We start from the raw sequence: 25,989 nt of genomic DNA, 5'->3' as shown, positions 1-25,989 counted from the left end.
CTTAGTTTAGGGTTGCCGACGAGTTGCCTGTTCACCACTCGAAGGGAACCTGATCATGCCCCGCCCCCTGCGGGTAGCCATTGTCGGAGCCGGCCCCGCCGGGATCTACGCCGCCGACGCGCTGCTGAAGTCCGAAGTGGCCGCCGAACCCGGCGTGTCCATCGATCTCTTCGAGCGGATGCCCGCCCCGTTCGGCCTGATCCGTTACGGCGTGGCCCCTGACCATCCCCGCATCAAGGGCATCGTCAAGGCCCTTCACCAGGTGCTCGACAAGCCGCAGGTCCGCCTGTTCGGCAACGTCGACTACCCGCGCGACATCAGCCTGGACGATCTGCGCACCTTCTACGACGCCGTGGTCTTCTCCACCGGCGCGACGGCCGACCGGGCGCTCGACATACCCGGCATCCACCTCGACGGCTCGTACGGCGCGGCGGACTTCGTCTCCTGGTACGACGGTCACCCGGACGTCCCGCGGACCTGGCCGCTCGAGGCGGAGAAGGTCGCCGTACTCGGCGTCGGCAATGTGGCGCTGGACGTGGCGCGCATCCTGGCCAAGACGGCCGAGGAACTGCTGCCGACCGAGATCCCGCCGAACGTCCACGAGGGTCTGAAGGCCAACCAGGCTCGCGAGATCCATGTCTTCGGCCGCCGTGGCCCGGCGCAGGCGAAGTTCAGCCCGATGGAGCTGCGGGAGCTGGACCACTCCCCCAACATCGAGGTGATCGTCGACCCCGAGGACATCGACTACGACGAGGGCTCGATCGAGACCCGGCGCGGCAACAAGCAGGCCGACATGGTCGCCAAGACGCTGGAGAACTGGGCGATCCGCGATGTCGGCGACCGGCCGCACAAGCTGTTCCTGCACTTCTTCGAGTCACCGACCGAGATCCTCGGCGAGGACGGCAGCGTGGTCGGCCTGCGCACCGAGCGCACCGTCCTCGACGGCACCGGCAACGTCAAGGGCACCGGCGAGTTCAAGGACTGGGACGTCACCGCGGTCTACCGCGCGGTGGGTTACCTCTCCGACAAGCTGCCCAAGCTGCCCTGGGACGTCGAGTCGGGCACGGTGCCGGACAACGGCGGCCGGGTGATCGAGGAAACCGGCGCGCACCTGCAGTCGACGTACGTCACGGGCTGGATCCGGCGCGGTCCCGTGGGCCTGATCGGTCACACCAAGGGCGATGCCAACGAGACGGTCGCCAACCTGCTGGACGACCACGCGAACGGCCGCCTGCACACGCCCACTTCGCCCGCCCCGGAGGCCGTGGACGCGTTCCTCGGCGAGCGGAACGTCCGCTTCACGACGTGGGAGGGCTGGTACCGGCTGGACGCCGCGGAGAAGGCGCTGGGTGAGCCCGAGAGCCGGGAGCGCGTGAAGATCGTCGAGCGTGAGGACATGCTCAGGGCGAGCGGCGCGTAGCGCTCAGGCCGCGCGGCCGGGCTGTGCCCCCTTTGGCGGGAGTATGGCCTGGCCGCGCGGTCGTTTGGGGTGCTCGGGGGTGGGTGCTGGGCGGTGGTGATGTCACGGGCACGGCCAAGCCCAAGTACGAGGTCACCAACTCCGTGCCCCCCATCGACTGTTCAACTGCCGCCTTCCGCGCCCGCGTTCACGTCACGTTGCGAGTGGGCGGGTGACGACGTTGATATTGAACGTGTGGGTCCCCAGGCCGCCTGCGATTCCCATGAACAGCAGGGCGAAGTGTTCCTGCCCGCGTGCGGTGGTGATGTCGCCGATGTCCAGCTGGGAGGCCGGAGGCCAGCCCAGGTCGTCGAGCAGTTGCGCGGTGGTCTTCTTGGCCGCGGCACTGTTGCCGGACAGGAAGACGGTGCTCGGGCCGTCCAGGCCACCGGGGTCGGTCATCGCGGACGCGTCCATGGTGCACAGCGTCTTGACCACCAAGGTGTCGGGGAACGCCTCTTGGATCTGCTCGCTCAGACTGCTGTTGGGGTGGGAAAGCTCAGTGAAGTCGTCGGAGAGCCCGACGCCGATGTCGACGAGTGTCTTCCCGGCCAGCGCCGGCGCTCCAATCGTGGCCAGTACGTCCAGGGATGCCGTCCCCGGAGTCGCGTTGACCACCACCTCCGCGTGTGTGGCCGCCTCGCCGAGACCGGCGACGGCGAAACCCAGATCCGTACGCTCCTTCGGTCGCCGCGACCCGAGTACGATCTCGTGCCCCGCCGCGGACCAGCCCGCTGCCAGTGCTCGGCCGACATTGCCCGTGCCCAAGATTCCGATACGCATGGTGTGACGCTAACCGCGCTCCTGGCCAAGCGGATCAGGCTGCGGGCCCAGGCGGGGTCGGTACCAAAGACGTAGGTCCGCAGCGCCCGATGTCACGCGAGGGGAACAACCGGCTCCGTCCGTACGTACCATCTCTACGCTGGGGCAACCCTAAGTTCCCTTAGCCCCGCTGCCAGGATCCGAGGAAGGTCGGCATCATGACGGAGAGCACGCCCACAACCACCGAACTGACTTCGCAGTACATGGCCCAGGTGGCCAACGACCTCGAAAACAACGCCAAGGAGCAGGAGCGCATCGGCGCAGAGATCAGCGCGCTGCAGGAGCAACTGCGCGCCCTCCAGCATGACCACACCGTGCTGGTGAACATGCAGCAGGCGCTCGGTGCGGGCGCAGCCACTCAGCCCGCGCCCGAAGACGCCGCCGCACCCTCCATTCCCCGGCAGAAGGGGCAGAAGACCACCACCGAGCCCGGCACCGGCAAGCAGTCCCAGGCGAAGAAGGCCGCCACCGCACAGGGAGGCAAGACGGCCAAGAAGTCAACGGCAAAGAAGCCCGCAGCCAAGGCTAAGACTGAGGCTGAGGCCACAAAGGTGGCCCAGCCCACCCTCGTCGAGCTCATCCGCCGCCATCTCACCGAGCAGAGCGAACCGCGCTCCGCAGCGGAGATCGCGACGGCGTTGGGCCAGGCCCACCCCGACCGCCGTATCAAGACCACCGTCGTGCGCACCACGCTCGAAGGACTCGTGGCCAAGAGCCAAGCCCACCGCACCAAGCAGGGCTCGTCCGTCTTCTACACCGCGCCGGAGGCGACGGCACCACCCCAGGCCGAACCGCAGCCCGAACACGCCGACCACTGAAGCCCGGGGCGCCGCACGTCAGGCGTTGGGGTCGAAGGCGATGCCAGCCGGCTTGGCTGCGGCGAGGTGGTTGTTGAAGTTGCCGTCCTTGAGGCCGAAGTTGGCGCTGCCGAAGTTGGCCTGGCTCAGCCTGTCGCGCACACCTGCGGGGTAGCCGTTCCAGCCGACCAGCGGGGGGTACTGCCAGCTGCCCTTGTGGTTCTCCGGCGGCTCGTCGTTCGCGGTCGCGGGGCGGAAGGCGTGGGTGCTGGCGCCGTCCTTGTGGTACACGATCTTGGGGTGGTTCCCGTCCCAGCGGATCTGGTCGCGGCCGTACACGCTGAAGCTGCCGTGGGCCGAAGTGGACACGTACATGGCCTGGTTGTTCTGCACCCACAGCACGGCGTGCTCCCAGTCGTGGCGGTGTCCGCCGAGACTGCTGCCGGCCACGGCCTGGTCCTTCTCGAAGTACAGGCCGTACATGATGGCGCACCAGCCGTTGTTGCACTTGTAGCGGGAGTACCCGTTGGTGTTGTCCAGGTCCGAGGCGTCGCGGCACTCGCCGTTGAGGGCTCCGGTCGGGTTGAGGCCGCCGTTGACGGTCCCGTCGGGGCCGATGGCGGGCGTGGAGTAGCAGCCGTCCGTGTCGTAGTCGTACGTCGGCTGGAACGTCTGCTCCAGTGCTTCCGCGTTGGCGGGCAAGGACCGCGGCGGGGCCGCGAGAGCACTGCCGGGGAAGGCGACGACCAGCGCAACGGCGCTGCCGAGTATGAGAGTTGCTCTGCGGATCCGTGAACTCGTCTTCAACGCGTCCTCCTGATCGACCACGGTGTGGGCCGCATGATGATGGCACGATTGACATGCCCGCAACAGACTCCCGGCACCTCGTTGACACCGTGATCTCTGAAAGGTGTTGAAACGATGAAGCGCCCACTAATACCTGGGAGTTGACGAGCTGAGTCGGCCGTCGCATCAGTTGCGTCGGTCAGGTCCGGCTGCCGGCCCCTTCCCGTACGTGCTCTGACGGATAGTCATGCCAAGGCAGGAGGAGGGGGGTTGTGAGAATGAGGAGGCCGGCGATCGCGATCGCGGTGCGGGGGCTCGTGATGCCTGCCAGTACGCCCCACAGGGCGGTCATGGCCGCGACGGTGGCGTTGTTGGTGACCGACCACGCGGCCAGGGTGCGGGCGACTCGGTCCGTCGGGGTGTGCTCGAGGCGGTAGGTGGCGTACACCGGGTTGAACACGCCCATGCAGGTGATCAGCCCCAGTTCGACGGCGATGACGAGCACCAGGCCGCCGGCGCCGGGGCCGATGAAGGCCAGCCCGAGCAACCAGCACGCGCGCAGCGTTCCGGCGGTGAGCATGACCTTGTGCCGTCCGAACCGCGCCACGAGTGGGCGGGCCAGTCGTGAGCCGATGAGGCCGCCCACGCAGGGCGCTCCGAACGCGAGGCCGTACTGCCAGGGCGCGAATCCCAGAGGACCCAGCATGAGAACGGCGAGCAGCGGCGAGGTTGCCATGATCAGGCTGCTGACCAGGATCGTGTTGAAGAACAGCGGGCGCAGCGCCGGGTGGGTCAGGATGTACCGCCACCCTTCGAGCAGGTCGCCGGCTCTCAGCCGCGGTGCATCGGTTCGTACAGGCCGCGGCTCCTTCCCGCCGATGGCGCGGATCCCGAGAGCCGAGAGCAGGTAGCTGACCGCGTCGGCCACCAGGGTCGTCACCGGGCCGAAGAGCCCGATCGCGGCCCCGCCCAGCGGCGGTCCGAGCGCCGTGGCGGTCCACATCGTGGACTCGAACCGCCCGTTCGCGACGAGCAGGTCCTCCGGCCGTACGAGCGCTTTGAGACATGCGCCGCTTGCCGCCCTGAAGGCGATGTCTGCTGCACCTACGACGACGGCCACGACCAGCAGTTGGGTGAAGCTGAGCAGGCCGAGCGCGAACGCGGCGGGGACGCTCATCAACGCCGCGAACCGGGTCAGGTCCATCGCGACCATCACCGGCCGCTTGCGGCGGAATTCCACCCACGGGCCGAGCGGCACCGCCACCGCCGCCCCCACCGCAAGCCCCGCTGCCGCCAGCGCCGACACCTCGGCCGGCCCGGCGTGCAGCACGAGGACCGCGATCAGGGGGAACGCGTCGAACGCGAGCCGCGTGCCGAACGTACTGGTCGCATACGCCGCCCAGAGCCACCCGAACTGCCGCCCCAGCGAGCGTCCCAGCCCCACCGCCATGTCCAGCGCACCCCCGCTGCCTCGCCGGAACAACCTCACCTTGATCAGCGAGATCCAAGCGAGCGGGAGGCCGGCCGGTCAAACAACCGCCCGACCGGGAAGCCACAACCGCACGTTGTGACCCGAGGTCCGTGCGCTACTGTCGATCGGCGTGGATCTCGATGCCGTACGCACCTTCGTCGCCGTCGCGGATGCGGGCCAGTTCCGGGAAGCCGCCGCCGGACTGTCTCTCACCCAGCAGGCCGTATCCAAGCGCGTCGCCGGGCTGGAGAAGGACCTCGGTGTGCGGCTGTTCACCCGTACCGCGCGCGGAGCCCAACTCACCGTCGACGGACGGGTGTTCCTGCCGCATGCCCGCGAGCTGCTGCGGGCCGAGGAGCGGGCGGCCGCATCCGTACGTCCTGGCCGTCGGGCGTTGCGCGTCGACGTGATCGGACGGGGGCTCGCGCCGGCAGGTCTGCTGCGCGACTTCCATCGTGCGCATCCGGAGGCCCAACTCGATGTCGTGACCCACTTCCTCGACGCCGACGCGGCCATCGACGCGGTCCGGGCGGGCACGATCGACGCATCGTTCCGCGCCGTCACGACGCCCGCGCGGCAACTCCCCGACGGCATCGTGGCCGTCCGCGTCCTCGACGAGCCGCTCCAACTCCTCACCGGACCGGCCCATGAGTTCGCCGACACCCGTGCGGTCACGCCCGCCGAGCTTGCCGGGCACCGGATCTGGATGCCCGGCATCGTCACCGGAACCGAATGGGCCGCCTACTACGACGAACTCGCCCTCGCTTTCGGGCTCACCATCGACGCGACCGGCCCCAACTTCGGCCTCGAGCCGCTCCTGGACATGATCGCCGACTCCCCGGCCCTGGCGACCTTCGTCGGCGAAGGCACCCGATTCGTCTGGCCCGCCGACTACGACCTGCGGCGCATACCGGTGCACGACCCGACACCGGTCTACCCGCACTCGCTGATCTGGCGCGGCGACAATCCGCATCCCCAACTGGCCGCTCTCCGCGCCTACTTGGAATCCGCACAGCCCGACCAACGCGACGCCGAGACGTGGACGCCGAAATGGGCCCAGCGCTGAACATCATCGCGTCAACCGAGCGGCAACAACGACGTGAGCCGCAACAGCCGGGCCAGGGCGGCAAGTTCAACAGTCGTCTCAGGAACCCAGACGTCTCCACGCCCGCTGCAGCAGGGTCCTGAGCAGAGCCGCCTCCTCGCCACCGAGAGCCGTCACGATGCTCTCCTGTTCCTGCTCCACCGCCGCCGTCCAGCGGCCAAGCGCCTCGTTGCCGCGCTCGGACGCGAAGACCAGTACGCGTCGCCGGTCCGCGTCGTCCACCCGGCGCAGGACGAGGTTGAGGGACACCATGCGGTCGACCACCTTGGTCAGGGTGGGGGCCGACAGCAGTGCGAACTCGGCGATCTCCGTCATCGCGTGGCCGGTGCCGTCGCCCAGGAACGACAGCACGCGCCACTCCTCGAGCGTCGCGCCCTCCGCCTTCAACGCCTCACCGAGCCTCGATACGACGCTCCGCTCCACAAGCGTGAGCGCCCGCGCGAAGTCGAGTTCGGATACGGCTGTCGCCGGGGTCGTCGTCATCGCCCTGCCAAAGCTTCGTCGGTGTCGTTGCGGTGCCATGGTGACCGATCGTCAGCGCACGGCGGACCGGCCGGTTCGCATGGAGTGATTCCACGATACAGTCATTTCCTTATCGCCGCGAAATATTCTCGTAGCAACCAATCGCTAGTGTGAGCGCCTATGATCGAGAAGGCGTCTGTCCGGCTCGGCACCCCGGCAGGCCCCCGGACCCGGGACACGCTGAATGTCGCCCTCGTGATCCCGCTCCAGGGCCCGGCCGGAATCTTCGGCCCGTCCTGCGAGTGCTGCGCCCGGCTCGCGGCCGAGGAGGTCAACGCCGAGTCGGGAGTGCTGGGCAAGGAGCTGCGGCTCGTACTCGTCGACGGCGGGGCGCCGCGCGAGCAGGTGGCCACCGAGATCGACGCACTGATCTCCGGCGGCGTCGTCGACGCGGTGGCCGGCTGGCACATCTCCGCCGTCCGGGAGGTCGTTGCCCCGCGCATCGACGGGCGGGTGCCGTACGTCTACACCGCGTTGTACGAGGGCGGCGAGCGGTCCCCCGGCGTATTCCTCACCGGTGAGACCCCGAACCGCCAACTGCGGCCCGCCTTGCGGTGGTTCGCCGGCGAACTCGGCATCCGGCGGTGGACGATCGTCGGCGACGACTACGTCTGGCCCCGTTCCTCCGCCCGCGCCGCCCACCGCTATCTGCGCGAACTCGGCGGCGAGGTCTGCGACGAGATGTACGTGCCGCTCGGCACCAAGGACTTCGGCCAGGTCCTGGCCAGGGTCGCGGCCAGCGACTGCGAGGCCGTCCTGATGCTGCTGATCGGTGACGACGCCGTGCTCTTCAACCGCGCGTTCACCGCCGCCGGGCTCGACCGTGATCACATCAGGTTCAGTTCGCTGATCGAGGAGAACGTGCTGCTGGCGACCGGACCGGAGAACACCCGGGGCCTGATGACTTCGGCCGGTTACTTCGAGGACCTGCCGACCGCGTACGGCCTTGACTTCGCCGCCGCGTACTTCCGCCGGTTCGGGCCCCGGGCGCCGGTGCTCAACAGCCTCGGCGAATCCTGCTACGAGGGCGTGCGCATGCTCACCGAACTGCTGCGCCGCGCGGGCACCATGGACATGGACCGCATCCAGGCGACCGCCGAGGGTCTCGAGTACGAGACTCCGCGCGGCACCGTGCAGATCCGGGACCGCCATCTGAAGCAGCGGGTGTTCCTCGCCGCGGCCGACGGGCTGCAGTGGGATGTGCTCCAGCAGCTGCCGTAGCTGCCCCCTCCCCGTGGCGGACCATTCTTTTACACGCACGTAACGCGCCGCCCCCTTGCTCAATTGCTTCGGTTGAAAATACTTTTTTCTCGAAGCTTTTGGAGGCTGGTCGTCCATGGCCACGTATCAATACCGCTGCCCGGGCTGCGGCACCTTCGACGTGATCCGTCCGATGGGCAGCGCCCTCTCCGAAGAACCCTGCGACGCGTGCGGAGACCAGGCCCGCAGGGTCTTCACCGCCCCGATGCTCACCCGCACCCCCGCTCCCCTGTCCCGCGCCCTGCACGCCCAGGAGGCCGGCGCCCACGAACCGCGCGTCGTCAGCGAGGTGCCCCCGGCCCGCCGCAGTCCGGCTGCGCCCGCCGACCCCCGGCACGCCCTGCTGCCCAAGCCCTGATTCCCCCTGTTCTGGAGGCCGTTCATGCCCGAAGTCGTCTTCAGCGTCGACCAAGCCATGTCCATGCGAGACCAGAAGGTCCCCGGCCACAATCGCTGGCACCCCGACATCCCGCCGGCCGTCACCGTGAAGCCGGGCTCGGATTTCCGCATCGAATGCCGGGACTGGACCGACAACCAGATCGGCAACAACGACTCGGCCAACGACGTCCGCGACGTCGACCTCACCCACGCCCACATGCTCAGCGGCCCCATCGCGGTGGAGGGCGCCGAGCCCGGTGACCTGCTCGTCGTCGACATCCTCGACCTGGGGCCCGTACCGCAGTCGGAAGGAGAAGGTTCCGGGCAAGGCTGGGGCTACACCGGCGTCTTCGCCAAGAACAACGGCGGCGGCTTCCTCACCGACCGCTTCCCCGACTCGTACAAGGCCGTCTGGGACTTCCACGGCCAGCAGGCCACCTCCCGGCACATCCCCGGCGTCCGCTACACCGGCATCACCCACCCCGGCCTCTTCGGCACCGCGCCCTCCGCCGAGTTGCTGGCCCGCTGGAACGCCCGCGAGCAGGCCCTCATCGACACCGACCCGCACCGGGTTCCGGCGCTCGCACTGCCTCCGCTCGCCGACAACGCGCTGGTCGGCACGGCGGAGGGCGAGACCGCCTCCCGTATCGCCGCCGAAGGCGCCCGTACGGTCCCGGCCCGGGAGAACGGCGGCAACCACGACATCAAGAACTTCACCCGCGGCTCACGGGTCTTCTACCCCGTCCTCGTGCCCGGCGCCCTGCTCTCCGGCGGCGACCTGCACTTCAGCCAGGGCGACGGCGAGATCACCTTCTGCGGCGCCATCGAGATGGGCGGCTTCATCGACCTGCACGTCGACCTGATCAAGGGTGGCATGGAGAAGTACGGGGTGACGACGAACCCGATCTTCATGCCCGGCAACGTCGCGCCGCAGTACACCGAGTTCATCTCGTTCGTCGGTATCTCCGTCGACCACGAAACCGACACCAACCACTACCTCGACGCGACGATGGCGTACCGCAACGCATGCCTCAACGCCGTCGAGTACCTCATGTCCTTCGGCTACAGCGGCGAGCAGGCCTACCTTCTGCTCGGCTCGGCCCCGATCGAGGGCCGGCTCAGCGGCGTCGTGGACATCCCGAACGCGTGCAGCACCCTCTACCTCCCCACGGCGATCTTCGACTTCGACATCCGGCCGACGGCCGAGGGCCCGAGAAAAGCCGACCGCGGCCAGTGCGCCGTCACCTCCTGAACGTCCCGAAAGGCAGCCCCATGAGTGACCATCTCACCTTCCAGCTGGGCGACTTCACCACCCAGGGCGGCGCCACATTGCGCGGCGCGCACCTCGCCTACACCACGTACGGCGAACTCAACGCGGACAAGTCCAACGTGATCGTCTACCCCACCTGGTACTCCGGCCGCCACTGGGACAACGAGTGGCTCATCGGCCCCGGCATGGCCCTCGACCCGGCCGAGTACTTCATCATCGTCCCGAACATGCTCGGCAACGGCCTGTCCACCTCGCCGAGCAACACACCGCCGCCGTACGACCGCGCCCGCTTCCCGGACATCACGGTGTACGACCAGATCGAGGCCCAACACAAGCTGGTCACCGAGGAGTTCGGCATCGAGAAGATCCAGCTCGTGACCGGCTGGTCGATGGGCGCCGGGCAGACCTTCCAGTGGGCCGTCAGCTACCCGGAGATGGTCGAGAGGATCGCCCCCTTCTGCGGCTCCCCGCGCACCAGCCTCCACAACAAGGTCTTCCTGGAAGGCGTCAAGGCCGCGCTGACCGCCGACGCGGTCTTCAACGGCGGCTGGTACGACGCGGACAAGTGGCCGACCACCGGACTGCGCGCGCTCGCCCGGGTGTACGCGGGATGGGGCTTCTCGCAGGCGTTCTACTGGGAGAAGGAGTACGAGAAGCTCGGCTACACCTCCCTGGAGGACTTCCTCGTCGGCTTCTGGGAGGGCTTCTTCCTCGACGGTCGCGACCCCAACAACCTCCTCACCATGCTCTGGACCTGGCAGAACGGCGACGTCGGACTCACCCCCGGCTTCGACGGGGACACGGAGGCGGCGCTCGGCTCCATCAAGGCGACCACGCTCGACATGCCCGCCGAGAAGGACCTCTACTTCCCGCCGGAGGACGAGGCCTGGGCCGTCAGCCACATCGCTGGCGCCGAACTCCGTGTGATCCCCGGCATCTGGGGCCACTTCGCCGGCGGCGGCAGCAGTCCCAAGGACACCGAGTTCATCGACACGGGTATCAAGGAACTGCTGGCCAAGCCGGGCGGATTGACGTAGCCATGAGCATCGGACCCATCAGACTGCCGCACGAGGTCAGCGCCTCGATCGTCGCCTCCGCCACCGTCTTCCTGCTGATGAGCCCGCTCAACATGCCGACCTGGGCGATCTTCATCACCTGGGCCGGAACGTTCCTGCAGGGCGGTCCGAGCATCGCCAACGCCCTCTCCATGATCACCGCCACCACGACAGGGGCGGGGTTCGCGGTGGTGGCCGTACTGCTCAACCGGGAGACGGGCACGATGTTCGGCACCGGGTCGTTCGCCCAGACTCTGGCGCTCGGCGTGGTGATCTTCTTCGTCAACGGCACCCTGCTGGCGACCGGTCGGCTGAAGCCGTTCGCTCTCATCCCGGCGATGTTCTTCGGCTTCGCGTCGACCTTCGCCACGTACTTCGGCGGATTCGGCTATGACGCGGGGAATCTGGGCGCCGCGTTCGTCAGCGCCGCCGCGATGTGCGCCCTCGGCCCGCTCGCGGCCACCCTCGGACTACGGCTGATGTTCGCCCCACCAGCCACGGCACCCGAGCCCGGGGTACGCGAGACCGGGGAGGTGACACCTTCGGCCAGCGAAGCGCGCGCCTGAGCACGGGGCCCGCCATGAGCCGCGCTGCGTGACTGACGGGCCCCTCCTCGGTCTCATCGGCGAGCCGACCGAGCCGAGCCCGAGGAGGAGGCGGGCGTCGCCCTCACGCCACGATCAGTGGCCGCAGCGTCCGGTGGGCGATCTCCAGACCGGTCTTGACCTTCAAGGTCAAGGGTCCGGCCAACGGAACGGCCGACGATTGCCGTGTCCCGGAAGTCGTCACAGCGGACCTGTGTACAAGCCGTCAGCCGGCCCCCGAGTCGTCGGCCAGCATCCGGGCGACGCCCTGAGCGCTGAAAACGTCCCGAATGGCCAGGGCGATGGCGCCGTGGATCCCGGAGTCGCCGCCGAGCTGGGTCGTCGTGATGGTCAGCTTGCGGGTGGCCAGAGGAAGGGCGCGTTGGTAGACCACGGCACGGACCCCGGACAGGAGGTCGTCGCGGAGCTCACTCAGCGGGCCACCCAGTACCAGAGTGCGCGGGTTGAACATGTACACCAGCATGGCCACCACCTCGCCGAGTTCGGTGGCGGCCTCACGCAGGGTGCGCACGGCGTGCGGGTCGTTGTTCGCGACGCGTTGCGCCAGCACGTGCGTGCCGTACAACGGATCCTCGTCGGTCGACTCGGGGATGCCGAGGCGCTGCAGCACGGCCCGGTGGGAGGCGAGCGCTCTGACGCAACCGATGTTGCCGCAGGTGCACAGGACGTCGCTGCCGCCGACGGCACGAAGGTGGCCGACATCGCCGGCGGCTCCGTCCGCGCCGCGGTACACCTCGCCGTCGGCGGTGACGATTCCGGCCCCGATGCCGGTTGCGATCTTGATACACAGCAGCGGGGTGTCCATCTCCTCCTGGCAGGCCTCGCCGAGAGCCATGAGGTTGGCGTCGTTGTCCACCACGGCGGGTGCGCGGAAGCGCTTGCGCAGATACTCCGCCACCGGATAGCCGTCCCAGCCGGGCATCCCCATCGGCCGCACCGCGCAGCCGCGCTGGAAGTCCACCGGGGCGGGCAGGCCCATCACCACTTCGCGGACTCGGTCCGGATTGCGCTCGAACCTCGCGTGCAGGCTCAGCAGCCGCTGGGTCACCGCCTCCAGCACCACCTCCGGCCCGGCGTCGAGCCGGACGTCCACGGTCTCCTGCGCGATCACGCGCCCCGTGAGATCGGCGATCGCGACCTGTGACGTCAGGAGGTCGACGTCCGCCACAGCGATGGTTCCCGCCCGCGGGCTGAGCGTCAGCACCTTCGGCGGGCGCCCGCGCACCGACTCTCTGGACTCGAGCTCCTGCAGAATGCCGAGCCCGACGAGATGGTCGACCTGCTGACCGACCGTCGACCGGGCCAGACCGCTGCGCCGCGCGATCTCCGCACGGCTGGTCGCCTCACCCGCCACCACGAGATCCAGCACTTTGCGCAACCCGACGGGCACCGCCGGGAGCAGGGCCGGATCGGCTATGTACCCGTCTCCTTTATGCACGCTCTTGATCCTAATGCCGTCGTGATGCGCTCTTCATCCGGCCATTCAGCCGTTTTTAGTCAATGAAGAAAATTAAAAGCGGCATCTTGCTCCGCCCGCACGAACTAAAAGATCGTGATGCGAGACGCGGTATCGCAGCCACTGATGACGACCCCGACGGCGAGGGCATATATCAGTAAGGCCACTCAGAGTCAATGAATTCCGGCCTCTCAACGAGACACACCCTATGCGCGCCGACGGAGTTTCGGCATGCCTCCACTCCGTTCGCGCCGATGACGTCCGGACCGAAGAGAGAGTCGAAAAGCAGGCACTGACCTGCTCCTTTCTTTGCGCGAGCAGCCGAATGCCCAAGGTACGCCCGCCGCACGCCCGGCCACCTGACGAACCATCAGACTTAGCTATCACGATTCGGTAACCGGATCGCTTCCGTTCTACTCAGCGGACCGCAGCCCTCGTCCGACGCCCCCGCACGGCCCTTGAATATCCGGCAACCAAGCGGCGAAATGTCGCGGCATTCGAGAGGAATCCTGGCCATGACCAAGCCGACGCATCGGATCGGCATCCTCGGCAGCGGCAACATCTTCGGCCGGTATGTCACCGGACTGGCCCGCTATCCGGAGCTGGAGATCGTGCGGGTGGCCGACATCGACGTCGCCCGCGCCAAGCAGGCCGCCGCCGATCACAACATCCCCGCCTGGGGCGACGACGCGGAGCTGTACGCCGACGAGTCGGTGGACATCGTCGTCAACCTCACACCGCCGGTGCACCACGCGCGCACCATCACCACCGCCCTGGAGGCCGGCAAGCACGTCTACGTCGAGAAGCCCCTGGCGACGACAGTCGAAGACGGCCGGGCTGTCCTCGACACAGCCGCCAGGAGCGGGCGCGTGCTCGGCTCGGCGCCGGACACCTTCCTCGGCAGCGCGAGCCAGACGGCCCGCAAGGCCGTCGACGCCGGGCTCATCGGCACACCGGTCGGCGCCTCCGCTTTCATCAGCCACAGCAAGGCCGAGACGTGGCACCCGGATCCGCGCTTCCTGTTCCAGCCGGGCGGTGGCCCGGTGATGGACATGGGACCGTACTACTTCGCCGTTCTCGTCAACTGCTTGGGCCCGATCCAGAGCATCACCGCCGCGAGCCGGATCGGTGCCCCGGTCAGAACGGTGACCGCACCCGGCCGCGCCGTCGACTCCATCGAGGTCACCGTCCCCACCCACGCCTCCGCGGTGCTCACCTTCGCCTCGGGAGCCATCGGCACGGCCCTGATGAGTTTCGACATCTGGGACACCGACCTGCCCCGCATGGAGATCTACGGCACCGAGGGCACGCTGTCGCTGCCCAACCCCAACAACTTCGACGGCGACGTGCGGCTGCGGCGGCACGGCGACACCGAGTGGACGGTGCTGGAGCCGGCGGTCGGCCTCTTCGGTGCCGTCGACACCCGCGAGCAGCACCGCCGCGGCCTCGGTGTCCGTGACCTGGCGGACGCGATCGAGGGCGGCCCGCACCGCGCCAACGCCTCCTTCGCCTTCCACGTGCTCGAAGCGCTGTGCGCCGTCGAGGACGCCTCCCAGCAGGGCCGACTCGTGCAGCTCCAGAGCACCTGCGAACGCCCCCAGCCCCGTTACTCCGCCTGACCCCCTCCTCAAGCCCCAGGGAAGGACGTACATGACCATCAACCCCGACAAGATCGCGATCAACCCCCTGCAGTGGATCGCCACCGACGACGGTTGGATCGACCCCGCGCTGGCGCCCTCCCTCACTCAGCGGCTCAAGGTCATCCACGAGGCAGGCATCCGCGCGGTGCACGCCGAAGTGCCCGCGGACATGACGGCCGCCGAGTACGGTCAACTCCTTTCCGATCACGGGCTGTTGCCCGCGCCGGGCTATATCTCCGGCCCGCTGCCCGAGGACGAGGAGAGCCTGCGAGAGCTGCTCGACAAGACGGACCGGATCAGCTCACAGATGGCCGAACTGGGCCTGCCCACGGTCTTCGTGGCCACCGGCATGAACAAGCAGGCGCCCCGCGTACACCGGCCGGCGGTCGGCACGGAGTCGACTCCCGAGCGGCTGGAGCGAGTTCGCGACGTGTTCGCGCGGATGGGCGAGACCACCCGGGCCAACGGTGTCACCGCCGCCTTCCACCCCCACATCGGCACCTGGGCCGAGACCGAGGCCGAGACCCGGTTCATCCTCGACACCGTCCCCGCGGACGTCCTCTCCTTCGGGCCGGACATCGGCCACCTCGGCTGGGCCGGCGCCGACGTCATCGGCCTCATCCGCGACTACGGGCCCCGCGTGGCGAGCATGCACGTCAAGGACTTCCACGCCGATATCGCCGAGCGCGGCAAGGCCGAGGGCTGGACCTACCAGCAGACGGTCCTGGCCGGCCTGTGGGCCGAGCCCGGTCACGCCTCGGTCGACATCCCGGGGATCCTGGCGGCGCTGCCCGACAGCTTCGACGGCTGGCTGGTCATCGAGGTCGACCGGGGCGCGCAGCCGACCCCCGAGGAGAGTGTCCGGCTCTGCGGCGAATGGGCCGCCCAGCAGCCGTACTGACGGTCCGGCACCGCCGAAGAGCACGAGAACACCTTCCAGCCGGAGCACCGGATGGCACACGAACAGCGTCAAGACATAAAGAGGTACGACATGCGCAGAATCGCGCTGACAGGGGCAGCTCTGACCCTGGTGTCCGTGACGGCGTGCAGCGGCGGCTCCGGCAACGTGCCCGCCGCTTCCGACGGGACACTCACGCTCGCGATCGGAAACGCGGCCACACCCTGGGACCTGGCGACAGCGGTTCTGGGCGACAACATCCAGTACTACGAGCCGGTGTTCGACTCGTTGGTCCGCCTGGACACGAACGCCGATCCGAAGCCGAACCTGGCGACGTCGTGGTCCTACGACAAGACCCGCACCGTTCTGACGATGAAGCTCAGGAGCGGTGTGAAGTTCACCGACGGCACCGCCCTGGACGCCGCCGCGGTGCAGGCCAACCTCCTGCACACCAAGGAGGGTTCCAATGAGGCGGCCGGCAAGCTGAAGGCGATCACCTCGGTCGATGTCGTGGACTCGTCCACGGTCGCCATCCGTCTGTCGGCTCCAGATCCACAGTTGCTGGCGAGCCTTGGCGATCCATCCGGGATGATCGCCAGTCCGAAGCACCTGGACGGGAAGGGCGGACCGGTCGGTTCGGGCCCGTACGTCCTGGACAAGTCGGCGACGACCAACGGCAGCACGTACACCTTCACCCGCAACGCCGACTACTGGAACAAGAAGGCCTACCCCTTCACCAAGATCGTCATCAAGAACATCAGCGATCCGACCGCGCGCCTCAACGCGCTGCTGGCGGGGCAGGTGGACTGGGCCCGGATCAATCCGCAGACGGCACGTCAGGTCAAGGGCCGGGGCCTTGAGGTGAAGGCACACCCGGACAGTGTCGAAGGCCTCTACATCTGGGACCGCGCCGGGAAGATCGTGCCGGCCCTGGGCAAGGTGAAGGTCCGGCAGGCTCTGAACTACGCCTTCGACCGCGAGTCGATCGTCAAGAAGGTCAACCTGGGCTATGCCACGGCGACTTCGCAGATGGCCACTGAGGGAAGCAGCTGGTACGACAAGTCGCTGGAGAAGAACTATCCGTACGACCCGGCGAAGGCGAGGAAGCTGCTCGCCGAGGCGGGATATCCGAACGGTTTCACCGTGACCATGCCCGACGTCTCGTCGGTCGCGCCCGGTCAACAGGCCGTCATGACGCAGTCGTTGCAGGACATCGGCATCAAGGTCAAGGTGGACAAGCTTCCGTTCACCGAGCTGTTCTCCGCGCTCCAGTCGGGGAAGTATGCGATGTCCTGGTTCAAGCTCGCCTCGGGGCAGCCGTGGGACTTCATCCAGAGCGAACTCACCAAGGACGCCGCCTGGAACCCCGCCAAGGACTTCGACCCCACCCTCAACTCGCTGATCGGCAAGGCCCAGAAGGCGACCGGCGGTGCCCAGACCGACGCGTTCCGCGAGATCAACGCGTATCTGCAGACGAACGCGTTCAACGCCCCGTGGGACGTCCTGGACGCCGTGCAGGGGAACTCGAAGAAGATCAAGGTGACGCCCCGGTCGTACGTGTCGGCCGTGCCGATCCGCAACATGGCCCCCGCGTCCTGACCAGGGAATGGCGATGCTGACATTTCTCGTTCGCCGCGTCCTGGCCGGCCTGGTGCTCCTCTATGTGCTCGCGACGGCGGCGTTCGCGATGATGAGCCTCACTGGGGCCGATGCCGCGCGCAATATCGCAGGCCAGATGGCCACGCAGGAGCAAGTGACGGCCAAATCCCAGGAGTTGGGTCTGGACCGGCCCTGGCTCTCGCAGTACAGCGACTGGCTCGGCCATGCCGTGCGCGGTGACTTCGGAGCGTCCTGGTTCAGTGGTGAGTCGGTCACCTCCAGCCTGATCCTGAAGGTGCCGGTGACCCTGTCGGTCGTGGCCACCGGCTTGATCCTGGCCACCGTGTTCAGCGTCGTGCTCGGCGTCGCCGCCGCCGTCCGCCGCGGGTGGCTCGACCGGCTGGTCCAGCTGACGGCGATCACGGGGTACGCGGTGCCCGGCTTCCTGATGGCGCTGCTCCTGTCCGCGACTGTCGCGGTCGAACTGGGCTGGCTGCCGGCGACCGGATACGTACCGCTGACGACGTCCCTGTCCGGCTGGTTCCGGTCGATCACCCTGCCGGCGGTCTCGCTCTCCATCGGTGCGATCGCGGCGACGGCCCAGCAGGTACGCGGCTCAGTGATCGACGTGCTGCGCCAGGACTTCGTACGGACACTGCGCAGCCGAGGGCTGAGCGAGCGCCGCGTGCTGTTCCGGCATGTGCTGCGCAACGCGGCGCCGCCCGCCCTGACGGTGCTGTCGCTGCAGTTCATCGGCCTGGTCGGCGGCGCCGTCATCATCGAGAAGGTCTTCGGGCTCCCGGGGGTCGGTTCGGCTGCGGTCGAGGCGACGGTCAACGGCGACACCCCGCTGGTCATGGGGGTCGTGGTCTACCTGGTGTTCATCGTCGTGGCGGTCAACCTCCTGGTCGACTTCGCCTACGGCTGGCTCAACCCGAAAGTGCGCGTGCGATGACTGTCCCTGGTACGGAAGACATGCCCGACAAGCCGACCACGGCAACTGCCACCGCCGGTCCGCTCCCCCGCCGCAGCCACCTCCTGCGTCGGCTGCTGCGCAACCCCGTGGCCGTCGGGTGCCTGGTGGTCCTGGCGCTCGTCGTCCTGGCGAGCGTCTGCGCCCCTCTGCTCACGTCGAACAGTCCCACCCGGTCGTCGCTGAACGACGCGTTCGCCCCGCCCGGCGGCAGCCATCCGCTCGGCGCCGACAGCGTCGGCCGGGACATCCTCGCCCAACTCCTTCACGGAGGCCGGGTCAGCCTCCTTGGCGGGTTCATCGCGGTCGCCGTCGCCCTGCTGATCGGCGTTCCGGCCGGGCTGCTGAGCGGCTACTACCGCGGGCGGCTCGACGCCGTCCTCAGTTGGCTGGCCAACCTGGTGATGGCCGCACCGGCGATCATGGTGCTGCTGGTCGCGATCGCGGCGATCGGCCCGAACGCCAACGCGGCGATGGCGGTGCTCGGCGTCATCCTCGCACCGGGCGTCTTCCGCCTCGTACGGGCCTCGGTGACGTCGGTGCGCGAGGAGCTCTACGTGGACGCGGCCCGGGTCTCGGGCCTCGGCGACCTGCGCATCGTGCGCCGGCACATCCTGCCGGTGGTGCAGGCGCCCACGATCATCCAGTCGGCGCAGATGTTCGGCGTCGCCGTCGTCATCCAGGCGGGCATCGAGTTCCTCGGCCTCGGCTCACCGAGTCAGGCCAGCTGGGGAGCGATGCTCAACGACGCGTTCGCCAACCTCTACACCAGGCCCACTCTCCTGCTGGCGCCCGGTCTCGCCATCGTCATCACGGTCGCCTCGCTCGGCCTGCTCGCCAACGCCCTGCGCGACGCGCTGCTGGAGAGCGGGAGCGCGGCGCCCGTACGACGAAGGAAGACACCGCGGGTGACCGCGCCCAGTCCCGAGGAAGAGACCGACACCGCCGAGGGCGACGACCTCCTGACCGTGCGGAACCTGCGGGTGACGTACCCCGGCCCCGCCGGCGAATCCACCGTGGTCGACGGCGTGTCGCTGAGCGTGCGCCGCGGCGAGGTCGTCGGACTGGTCGGCGAGTCCGGGTCGGGCAAGAGCCAGACGGCCTTCTCCGTCCTCGGTCTGCTGCCGCCGGAGGCCCGGCGCGAGGCCGACCGGATCTCCTTCGACGGCCAGGACCTGCGACGCCTCGGCCGCAAGGGCATGAACTCCCTGCGGGGCAGCCGGATCGCGTACGTCCCCCAGGAGCCGATGTCGAACCTCGACCCGTCATTCAGGATCGGTACACAGCTCGTCGACCCCATGCGTCTGCACCTGAAGATCTCCGCAGCGGAGGCACGCAAACGGGCCCTCGCTCTGCTGGAGCGCGTCGGCATCGCCGAGCCGGAGCGCGTGTACGACTCGTATCCGCATCAGATCTCCGGCGGCATGGCGCAGCGGGTGCTGATCGCGGGTGCGGTGTCGTGCGACCCCGATCTACTGATCGCGGACGAGCCGACCACCGCTCTGGATGTCACCGTGCAGGCCGAAGTGCTGGATCTGCTGCGGGAGTTGCAGCAGGAGCGGCGGATGAGCCTGGTCCTGGTGACCCACAACTTCGGTGTGGTCGCCGACATCTGCGACCGCGTCGTGGTGATGCAGACCGGCCGGGTCGTCGAGTCGGCTCCGGTACGGGAGCTGTTCGCCGACCCGCAACACCCGTACACCCGGATGCTGTTGGCGTCGACGCTGGAGGACGCCCCGCCGCGTACGCCTCTGCCGGATGTGCCGTCCGCCCCCGCGACCCTGCAGGAGAAGGTATGACCGCGCCACCCGCTTCCGAGTCACCCGTCGCCGCACCGAGTGGCAACATGCTGGAGATCGACGGCGTGGTCGTGGACTACCCGGCCAAGGGCTGGCGCAAGCCGCCGTTCCGAGCCCTGCGCCGCGTCTCCCTCGACATCAGGCCGGGCGAGACCGTCGGTCTGGTCGGCGAGTCCGGGTCCGGGAAGACGACGCTCGGGCGCGCGGTGCTGGGTCTGGCCCCCGTGACGGAGGGCGAGATCCGCTACGCGGGCCGGGCGATCTCGAACCTGGGCGGGCGGGAGCGGCGTGCGCTCAGCGACGAGATCCAGGTGGTCTTCCAGGATCCGTACACCTCGCTCAATCCCGCGATGACGGTCAACGACATCCTCACCGAGCCGCTGCTGGTCGCCGGCACCTCTCGCAAGGCCGCCGACGCCCGCGTCCGCGCACTGCTCGACGACGTCCGGCTGCCGGCCGACGCCGCCGGGCGGCTGCCCCGCGAGTTCTCGGGCGGGCAGCGCCAGCGCATCGCGATCGCGCGGGCGCTGTGCCGCAATCCCCGGCTGATCGTCTGCGACGAACCGGTCAGCGCGCTGGACCTGTCCACCCAGTCCCGGGTCCTTGACCTGTTCATCGAGATCCAACAGCGCACGGGGGTGGCGTACTTGTTCATCACCCATGACCTGTCGGTCGTACGGTGTGTCAGCCACCGGGTGGCGGTGATGTACCGCGGGGAGATCGTGGAGTCCGGCGACGCCGCCACGGTGACGGCGCAGCCGCGGAACCTCTACACGAAGCGGCTGATGCTCGCGGCCCCCGTCCCCGATCCGGACCGGCAGCGGGAACGCCGTGAGCAGCGGCGGAGTCTCACGTCGGCGCAGGGAGGCTGACGGTGCCCACCGCATACGGATTCACCCGGTACGGCGGTCCGGAGGTACAGCGGTTCCTCGGTCTGCCCAAGCCCGTCCCCGGACCGGGTGAGCTCCTCGTCGAGGTGTACGCGGCGGGGGTGAACCCGGTGGACTGGAAGGTCCGGGAGGGCATGCACCGCACCTTTCTCCCTCTCGAGATGCCCGCCGTGCTCGGCCGCGAGGTCGCGGGCGTAGTCGAGCAACTCGGCCAAGGCGTTGACGAGTTCGCCCTCGGGGACCCGGTCTTCGGCACCAGCGCCAGGGGCTGCGGCGGCTACGCACGGTTCGCGCTCCTGACCGCCGCCCAGACTGCGCCCAAGCCCGCCGCGCTCTCCTTCACCGACGCGGCGGCGCTGCCGGTGGCGGCCGGAACCGCATACGACGCCGTGGGCCAACTCGGCCTGGTCGCCGGCGAGTCACTGCTGATTCTGGGCGTCGGCGGCGGTGTCGGCGTCGCGGCGGCGCAGTTCGCGCGCGAGGCCGGGTTGTCGGTCGTCGGGAGCGCCCGTGCGGCCAAACGCGAGTTCGTCGAGTCGCTGGGCGCGACGGCGATCCCGTACGACAGCGACGACTTCGCCGGGCAGCGGGCGGCGGTCCTGCCGGACGGGGCCGACGCGGTACTCGATCTCGTGGGCGGCGACGCGCTGTACGACGTGGCCGACGTGCTCTCCCCCGGCTGCCGGGTGCTCACGGTCGCCGATCCCGGCACGGCCGCCCGGTTCGGCGCCCGTCCGCTGTCCCGGAAGAGCTCGGCGAAGACGCTCACCGAGCTGGCGTCACGCGCCACGGAAAGCCGCCTCGACCCTCACGTCCGCAGGGCGTTCCCCTTCGAGGAGGCGGAGGCCGCGCTGCGTGAGGTCGAGTCCGGGCACGCATGGGGCAAGGTCGTACTGGAGATGCGCCGCGCGTGAGGGCGTGGTCCGGCTCGGGGATCAACGGCCCGCGCGGATCAGCCCCGTCAGGTACCGCCAGAGCGATGAGCGCTGCCGGGCGGACGGGTCCGGCACCACCGCTCCGGCCGTCTCCGGTTCGGGAGTGGCCGCCGCCGGTTGCTCGGTCGGCGAGGCGAGTTCGTACCGTACGGGCAGGGAGCGCAGGCCGCGCATGAACGGGGAGGAGCGCCAAGGGAGTTGGTCGGCCGGGAGGGCCAGATCGAGGTCGGAGAACCGCTCGAACAGGCGGCTGACGCCCACCGCCGCCACGGTCGAGGCCAGCTCTCGGGCCGGGCACTGGCGCCGCCCTGCGCCCCATGACAGGTGGGCCCGGGTGCTGATGGTGGTGCTCCCCGCCACGTGCTCGGCGAAAAGAGGATCGGCGTGCGCGGCGGCCGAGGAGACCCACACGGGGTCGCCCGCGTGGATCGTGTAGTTCCCGATCGGGGTGTCCTTGGCGGCGAACCGCGGCACGAAGTTCACCAGTGGCGGCTTGCGCATGACCGCCCGGTTCATGGCCTCCCTGACCATCCCGGCGGACAGGCTGGCCCGTACACCGCCCTCGCCCGAGACGACTTCGACCACGGTGTTGGAGACGAGGATGCCGACGTGGTCGGACGTCATACCGAGCAGCATGAACAGCTCGCGGGCCAGTTCGTCGAGCGAGAGATCCGGGTGCGCGGCCAGCAGGTACGAGGGGAAGTCGTCGCCCGGTTCCTTGAGCTTCGCCGCCGCGAGTTCGGCCAGCGTCTCCAGCAGCCGCTCCAGGGCGGGTTCGGCGTCCGGGCCCGCGTCCAGTACGCGCCACATGTCCATCAGGGCGTCGTCGCCCTGCGAGCCGGGGAAGCCCAGCAGATGACTGGCCACCATCAGCGGCAGCGGTCGCGAGAACTGCGCGGACAGGTCCGCGACACCCGTGCTGCCGCCCTGGGCGATGAGGGTGATCAGTTCGTCGGCGTACGCGGTGACGGCCGTCCTGAGGCGCTTGGCCTGCGGGTGGCGCGGGTCCTGGAACGGCTTGAGCGCCGCGTCCCATGCGGTCCGCAGCGTCCGGTATCCCGAACCGCCCTGGATCAGTACGTGGTTGACCTCGAGGGAGGGCCCGAGCGGCCAGTCGGCGGGAACCCTGCCCTCGGAGCGGGCCCGCCAGTTCTCCAGGCCCTTCGGCCAGGCGTCGTCGTCCTGGAGCACCTGGAGGGACTCGCGGTATCCGAGCACCAGCCAGGCGGGCACACCGAGCAGGTCGACGGGTGCGACGGGGCCGTGCTGCTGTCTCAGCCGTTCGTAGACGAGGGCGGGGCGCGTCTCGTAGTCCCGGGTCAGCAGGGGCTGCGGGTTCAACGCCTCGAGCCGTGTGTCGTCCAGGTCCACTGATCCGCCGTCGCCGAATTGGGATTCCATCGTCTTGCGGCCCTCCGACACTCCCCGTAGCGGTACGCAACCGTTCGGTTTTGTTACTGACCGGTGGGGACCATACCTTAGGCCGGCCAGGGGGAGTTGTCCGGGTGCGGTATCTACGTGAGCATCGAAGCAGCCTCGCCGAGGAGGACGTATGACCACCCTTGCCGATCCCGTTCCCGGCGGGCGTCCGGGCGATGTCGAGCGGGCCACCGCCCTGAGCGCGGAGCTGACCGGGCGGGGCGTGCACGGCATCGTCCTGGCCTACGTCGACACCGCGGGCATCGGCCGGGTGAAGACGATTCCGACGGCCCGGCTCGCTTCTGCCGCGGAGTGGGGTGTCGGTATGTCGCCGGTGTTCGACACGTTCCTGGCGAACGACTCCATCGTCTCCACCGACGTACTCGGCTCACCGGACGGTGATCTTCGCCTCTACCCCGACCTCGATCACCTGGTCGTCCTGTCCGGGCAGCCCGGCTGGGCATGGGCCCCGGTCGACCGGGTCACCCAGGAAGGCGAGCGGCATCCGGGGTGCGGTCGCACTTTTCTGCGCCGGCTCGTCGCCGATGCCGCCGAGCGGCACGGGATCTCGTTCAAGACGAGCATCGAGATCGAGTGGGCGGTCGGACAGGGCTCGGCCCCCGGCGATGCCTTCGTGCCCGCGGTCCAGGGCCCGGCCTATGGCGCCACCCGGCAGGTCGAACTGAGCGACTGCACCGCCGAGTTGCTGGCCGCGCTGGCAGCACAGGGCGTGGATGTCGATCAGCTTCATCCCGAGTACGCGGCCGGTCAGTTCGAGATCTCAGTGGGTGCGCTCGACCCGGTGGCCGCGGCCGACCGGAGCATGCTGGTACGGCAGACCATCCGGGCGGTGTCACAGCGGCACGGCCTCAGGGTCTCGTTCGCGCCGGCCGTCTTCGCCGAGGGCGTCGGCAACGGCGGCCACGTCCATCTCTCCGCCTGGCGCGAGGGGAGGAACCTGCACTCCGGCGGCGAGGGCCGGTACGGCATGACGGCCGAGGCGGAGTCGTTCGCCGCCGGGCTGCTCGCGCACCTGCCGGCGCTGACGGCCGTGACCGCGCCGAGCCCGGCCAGCTATCTGCGGCTCAAGCCCTCGCAGTGGGCCGGGGTGTTCACCGCCTGGGGCCGCGAGACCCGCGAATCCGCGGTGCGCGTCATCACCGGCACGGCCGGCCATCGCGACCAGTCGGCGAACCTGGAGGTGAAGCCCGTCGACCTCGCAGCCAACCCGTATCTCGCGCTCGGTTGCCTGATCGCCGCCGGACTCGACGGCCTGGAGTCGTCCGCGTCCCTGCCCGACGAGATCACCGGAGATCCGGCGCGGTTCAGCGCCGAGGAAGCGGCGACCCGAGGCGTACGCCGACTGCCGGCGTCGTTGGACGAGGCCGTCGAGGAGTTCCGCAAGGACGAGCTGCTCCGCGCCGCACTCGGGCCAGTCCTCGCCGACGCCGTGATCGCCGTACGCCTCGGCGAGATCGCGGCCGTGGCCGGGCTGGACGCCGGGCAGGTGGCGGCGGCGTACCGCTGGAAGTACTGACATGCGGGTGGGACCCGTCCACGAGACGCTCGCCGCGCTGCGGTTGGTGGACCACCACTGCCATGGTGTCACCGCCGCCGACCTTGACCGCGAGGGCTTCGAGTCGCTGATCACCGAAGGCGGGGTGTGGCCCGGGATCTCACCGTTCGACAGCTCTGTGGGCGTGGCCGTCCGCCGCCACTGCGCTCCCCTGCTGGACCTGCCGCGCCACGCGCCGCCCGAGGAGTACCTAACCCGGCGGGCCGAACTGGGCGGGCGCGAGGTAAACCGGCGCTTTCTCGCCGCCGCGGGCACGGACGTCTTCTGTGTGGACACCGGGTACGCCCCCGATCGCCTCACCACGCCGCGGGAGCTGGCCGAACTCGTCGGCGGGGCCGCGTACGAGGTCGTTCGGCTGGAGAGCGTCGCCGAGGCAGTGGTGGCGAAGGGGGTCGAGCCGGACGCGTACGCGGACGTCTTCCGGGCGGCGGCGCGGGATGCCGTACGACGGCAGGGCGTCGTCGCGGTGAAGTCGGTGGCCGCCTACCGCACCGGCTTCGACCTGGACCCGGTTCGTCCCTCGGACCCGGAGGTCACCGAGGCGGCCCGGCGGTGGCTCGCCCGCGGCGGCCGACTCGACGACCCGGTTCTCGTACGGCACTTGCTGTGGACCGCCGTGGACCTCGGACTGCCGCTCCAACTGCACACCGGCTTCGGGGACAGCGACATCCGGATGCACCGGGTGGATCCGAGCCTGCTGACCGACTGGCTGCACCTGACCTCGGGCACCATTCCGGTGCTGCTCCTGCACTGCTGGCCCTATCAGCGCCAGGCCGCCTTTCTGGCGACGGTCTTCGAGCGGGTGTACCTCGATGTCGGCCTCACCCTGCACTACGTCGGCCCCGCACGGGCCCGGGCGATCCTGGAGGAAGCGCTCGAGATCACCCCGTTCCGCAAACTGCTCTACAGTTCTGACGCCTATGGAGTCGCGGAGTTCTACCAGCTCGGCGCGCTCGCCTTCCGGCACGGCCTGGCGGGGCTGCTCCAAAACCGGGTGAACGCCGACGAGTTGAGCCTGCCCGACGCGCTCCGGATCAGCAGGTGGATGGGGCGCGACAATGCCTGCCGCGTGTACGGGCTTCCGCTATCCCACGGAGAGGTCCGGGCCTGAGGCGGACGGCTCAGGCCCGTGCGGGTTCCGCAGCGGTACGACGCCCACGCAGCGGCCGTCGTGGTCCAGCAGCCTGGCGGGACTCACGTACGGCATCACGGTCAAGAAGGTCACCAGCGCCGAGGACGCGGTGACCGCCGTGACCGACTCGGTGAAGAACATG

Annotated in this window: 24 protein-coding genes; 17 read left to right on the top strand and 7 right to left on the bottom strand. The window is 69.2% G+C overall.

The window, feature by feature from the left end; genetic code table 11:
- Nucleotides 1–55 precede the first annotated feature (55 nt).
- The gene (locus ACYVO6_RS38920; RefSeq protein WP_461069823.1) at nucleotides 56–1,420 is read left to right on the top strand and encodes an FAD-dependent oxidoreductase; all 1,365 of its coding nucleotides are present in this window, start codon (nucleotides 56–58) and stop codon (nucleotides 1,418–1,420) included.
- Between the two features lie 192 nt (nucleotides 1,421–1,612).
- On the opposite strand, the gene ACYVO6_RS38915 is transcribed toward ACYVO6_RS38920, so the two are convergent.
- Entirely contained in the window at nucleotides 1,613–2,242 is a 630-nt protein-coding gene (locus tag ACYVO6_RS38915) for an NADPH-dependent F420 reductase (RefSeq protein WP_461069821.1), read from the bottom strand.
- A 197-nt stretch (nucleotides 2,243–2,439) separates the two neighbouring features.
- Between ACYVO6_RS38915 and ACYVO6_RS38910 the strand changes: the two genes are divergently transcribed.
- Entirely contained in the window at nucleotides 2,440–3,099 is a 660-nt protein-coding gene (locus tag ACYVO6_RS38910) for a hypothetical protein (RefSeq protein ID WP_461069819.1), read from the top strand.
- Between the two features lie 18 nt (nucleotides 3,100–3,117).
- Here ACYVO6_RS38910 and ACYVO6_RS38905 read toward each other — a convergent pair whose 3' ends face one another.
- Both ACYVO6_RS38905 and ACYVO6_RS38900 read right to left on the bottom strand, forming a co-directional pair.
- Nucleotides 3,118–3,885, bottom strand: coding sequence for an NPP1 family protein (locus ACYVO6_RS38905; protein WP_461069817.1), 768 nt, complete (start codon nucleotides 3,883–3,885; stop codon nucleotides 3,118–3,120).
- 178 nt (nucleotides 3,886–4,063) lie between these two features.
- A complete protein-coding gene (locus ACYVO6_RS38900) occupies nucleotides 4,064–5,314 on the bottom strand; it encodes an MFS transporter (protein WP_461069815.1) in 1,251 nt (416 codons plus the stop codon).
- A 151-nt stretch (nucleotides 5,315–5,465) separates the two neighbouring features.
- Between ACYVO6_RS38900 and ACYVO6_RS38895 the strand changes: the two genes are divergently transcribed.
- Entirely contained in the window at nucleotides 5,466–6,401 is a 936-nt protein-coding gene (locus ACYVO6_RS38895) for a LysR family transcriptional regulator (RefSeq protein WP_461069813.1), read from the top strand.
- Between the two features lie 78 nt (nucleotides 6,402–6,479).
- On the opposite strand, the gene ACYVO6_RS38890 is transcribed toward ACYVO6_RS38895, so the two are convergent.
- Nucleotides 6,480–6,923: a MarR family winged helix-turn-helix transcriptional regulator gene (locus ACYVO6_RS38890; RefSeq protein ID WP_461069811.1), complete on the bottom strand. Its 444-nt coding sequence runs from the start codon at nucleotides 6,921–6,923 to the stop codon at nucleotides 6,480–6,482.
- A gap of 159 nt (nucleotides 6,924–7,082) precedes the next feature.
- Between ACYVO6_RS38890 and ACYVO6_RS38885 the strand changes: the two genes are divergently transcribed.
- The 5 genes from ACYVO6_RS38885 to ACYVO6_RS38865 all read left to right on the top strand — a co-directional run bounded on the left by ACYVO6_RS38885 (nucleotide 7,083) and on the right by ACYVO6_RS38865 (nucleotide 11,491).
- The gene (locus tag ACYVO6_RS38885) at nucleotides 7,083–8,183 is read left to right on the top strand and encodes a substrate-binding domain-containing protein (RefSeq protein WP_461069809.1); all 1,101 of its coding nucleotides are present in this window, start codon (nucleotides 7,083–7,085) and stop codon (nucleotides 8,181–8,183) included.
- Nucleotides 8,184–8,298: 115 nt separating this feature from the next.
- On the top strand, nucleotides 8,299–8,580 hold the full coding sequence (locus tag ACYVO6_RS38880) for an FmdB family zinc ribbon protein (protein ID WP_461069807.1): 282 nt from the start codon (nucleotides 8,299–8,301) through the stop codon (nucleotides 8,578–8,580).
- A 24-nt stretch (nucleotides 8,581–8,604) separates the two neighbouring features.
- Nucleotides 8,605–9,852 (top strand): formamidase, encoded by a 1,248-nt coding sequence (gene fmdA, locus ACYVO6_RS38875; RefSeq protein ID WP_461069805.1) that lies wholly within the window; start codon nucleotides 8,605–8,607, stop codon nucleotides 9,850–9,852.
- A 20-nt stretch (nucleotides 9,853–9,872) separates the two neighbouring features.
- Complete coding sequence (locus ACYVO6_RS38870) at nucleotides 9,873–10,907, top strand: alpha/beta fold hydrolase (RefSeq protein WP_461069803.1); 1,035 nt, start codon at nucleotides 9,873–9,875, stop codon at nucleotides 10,905–10,907.
- Between the two features lie 2 nt (nucleotides 10,908–10,909).
- Nucleotides 10,910–11,491, top strand: coding sequence for a DUF1097 domain-containing protein (locus ACYVO6_RS38865; protein WP_461069801.1), 582 nt, complete (start codon nucleotides 10,910–10,912; stop codon nucleotides 11,489–11,491).
- 244 nt (nucleotides 11,492–11,735) lie between these two features.
- Here the strand turns inward: ACYVO6_RS38865 and ACYVO6_RS38860 are convergent, their stop codons facing one another.
- Nucleotides 11,736–12,968, bottom strand: coding sequence for an ROK family transcriptional regulator (locus ACYVO6_RS38860; protein WP_461069799.1), 1,233 nt, complete (start codon nucleotides 12,966–12,968; stop codon nucleotides 11,736–11,738).
- Between the two features lie 533 nt (nucleotides 12,969–13,501).
- On the opposite strand from ACYVO6_RS38860, the gene ACYVO6_RS38855 reads away from it, so the two are divergent.
- The 7 genes from ACYVO6_RS38855 to ACYVO6_RS38825 all read left to right on the top strand — a co-directional run bounded on the left by ACYVO6_RS38855 (nucleotide 13,502) and on the right by ACYVO6_RS38825 (nucleotide 21,699).
- On the top strand, nucleotides 13,502–14,605 hold the full coding sequence (locus tag ACYVO6_RS38855) for a Gfo/Idh/MocA family protein (protein ID WP_461069797.1): 1,104 nt from the start codon (nucleotides 13,502–13,504) through the stop codon (nucleotides 14,603–14,605).
- Nucleotides 14,606–14,636: 31 nt separating this feature from the next.
- The gene (locus tag ACYVO6_RS38850) at nucleotides 14,637–15,527 is read left to right on the top strand and encodes a sugar phosphate isomerase/epimerase family protein (protein ID WP_461069795.1); all 891 of its coding nucleotides are present in this window, start codon (nucleotides 14,637–14,639) and stop codon (nucleotides 15,525–15,527) included.
- A 90-nt stretch (nucleotides 15,528–15,617) separates the two neighbouring features.
- Entirely contained in the window at nucleotides 15,618–17,123 is a 1,506-nt protein-coding gene (locus ACYVO6_RS38845; protein WP_461069793.1) for an ABC transporter substrate-binding protein, read from the top strand.
- Nucleotides 17,124–17,136: 13 nt separating this feature from the next.
- Nucleotides 17,137–18,078, top strand: coding sequence for an ABC transporter permease (locus ACYVO6_RS38840; protein WP_461069791.1), 942 nt, complete (start codon nucleotides 17,137–17,139; stop codon nucleotides 18,076–18,078).
- Nucleotides 18,079–18,098: 20 nt separating this feature from the next.
- A complete protein-coding gene (locus tag ACYVO6_RS38835) occupies nucleotides 18,099–19,895 on the top strand; it encodes a dipeptide/oligopeptide/nickel ABC transporter permease/ATP-binding protein (RefSeq protein ID WP_461069789.1) in 1,797 nt (598 codons plus the stop codon).
- A complete protein-coding gene (locus ACYVO6_RS38830; RefSeq protein WP_461069787.1) occupies nucleotides 19,892–20,767 on the top strand; it encodes an ABC transporter ATP-binding protein in 876 nt (291 codons plus the stop codon). The genes ACYVO6_RS38835 and ACYVO6_RS38830 overlap by 4 nt, the downstream gene beginning before the upstream one ends.
- A gap of 2 nt (nucleotides 20,768–20,769) precedes the next feature.
- Nucleotides 20,770–21,699 carry an NADP-dependent oxidoreductase gene (locus tag ACYVO6_RS38825; protein ID WP_461069785.1) on the top strand — a complete coding sequence of 310 codons (930 nt, stop codon included), beginning with the start codon at nucleotides 20,770–20,772 and terminating at the stop codon, nucleotides 21,697–21,699.
- 21 nt (nucleotides 21,700–21,720) lie between these two features.
- Here the strand turns inward: ACYVO6_RS38825 and ACYVO6_RS38820 are convergent, their stop codons facing one another.
- Entirely contained in the window at nucleotides 21,721–23,121 is a 1,401-nt protein-coding gene (locus tag ACYVO6_RS38820) for a cytochrome P450 (protein ID WP_461069783.1), read from the bottom strand.
- A gap of 151 nt (nucleotides 23,122–23,272) precedes the next feature.
- On the opposite strand from ACYVO6_RS38820, the gene ACYVO6_RS38815 reads away from it, so the two are divergent.
- Complete coding sequence (locus tag ACYVO6_RS38815; protein WP_461069781.1) at nucleotides 23,273–24,676, top strand: glutamine synthetase family protein; 1,404 nt, start codon at nucleotides 23,273–23,275, stop codon at nucleotides 24,674–24,676.
- A 1-nt stretch (nucleotide 24,677) separates the two neighbouring features.
- Nucleotides 24,678–25,826: an amidohydrolase family protein gene (locus ACYVO6_RS38810; protein WP_461069779.1), complete on the top strand. Its 1,149-nt coding sequence runs from the start codon at nucleotides 24,678–24,680 to the stop codon at nucleotides 25,824–25,826.
- On the opposite strand, the gene ACYVO6_RS38805 is transcribed toward ACYVO6_RS38810, so the two are convergent.
- Entirely contained in the window at nucleotides 25,800–25,988 is a 189-nt protein-coding gene (locus ACYVO6_RS38805; protein WP_461069777.1) for a hypothetical protein, read from the bottom strand. The two genes, ACYVO6_RS38810 and ACYVO6_RS38805, sit on opposite strands and share 27 nt — an antisense overlap.
- Nucleotide 25,989: the final 1 nt, after the last annotated feature.

This window comes from Streptomyces pseudoechinosporeus (assembly GCF_054783935.1).
Note: the sequence above shows the minus strand (reverse complement) of the source record. Positions and strands in the feature narration are given on the sequence as shown.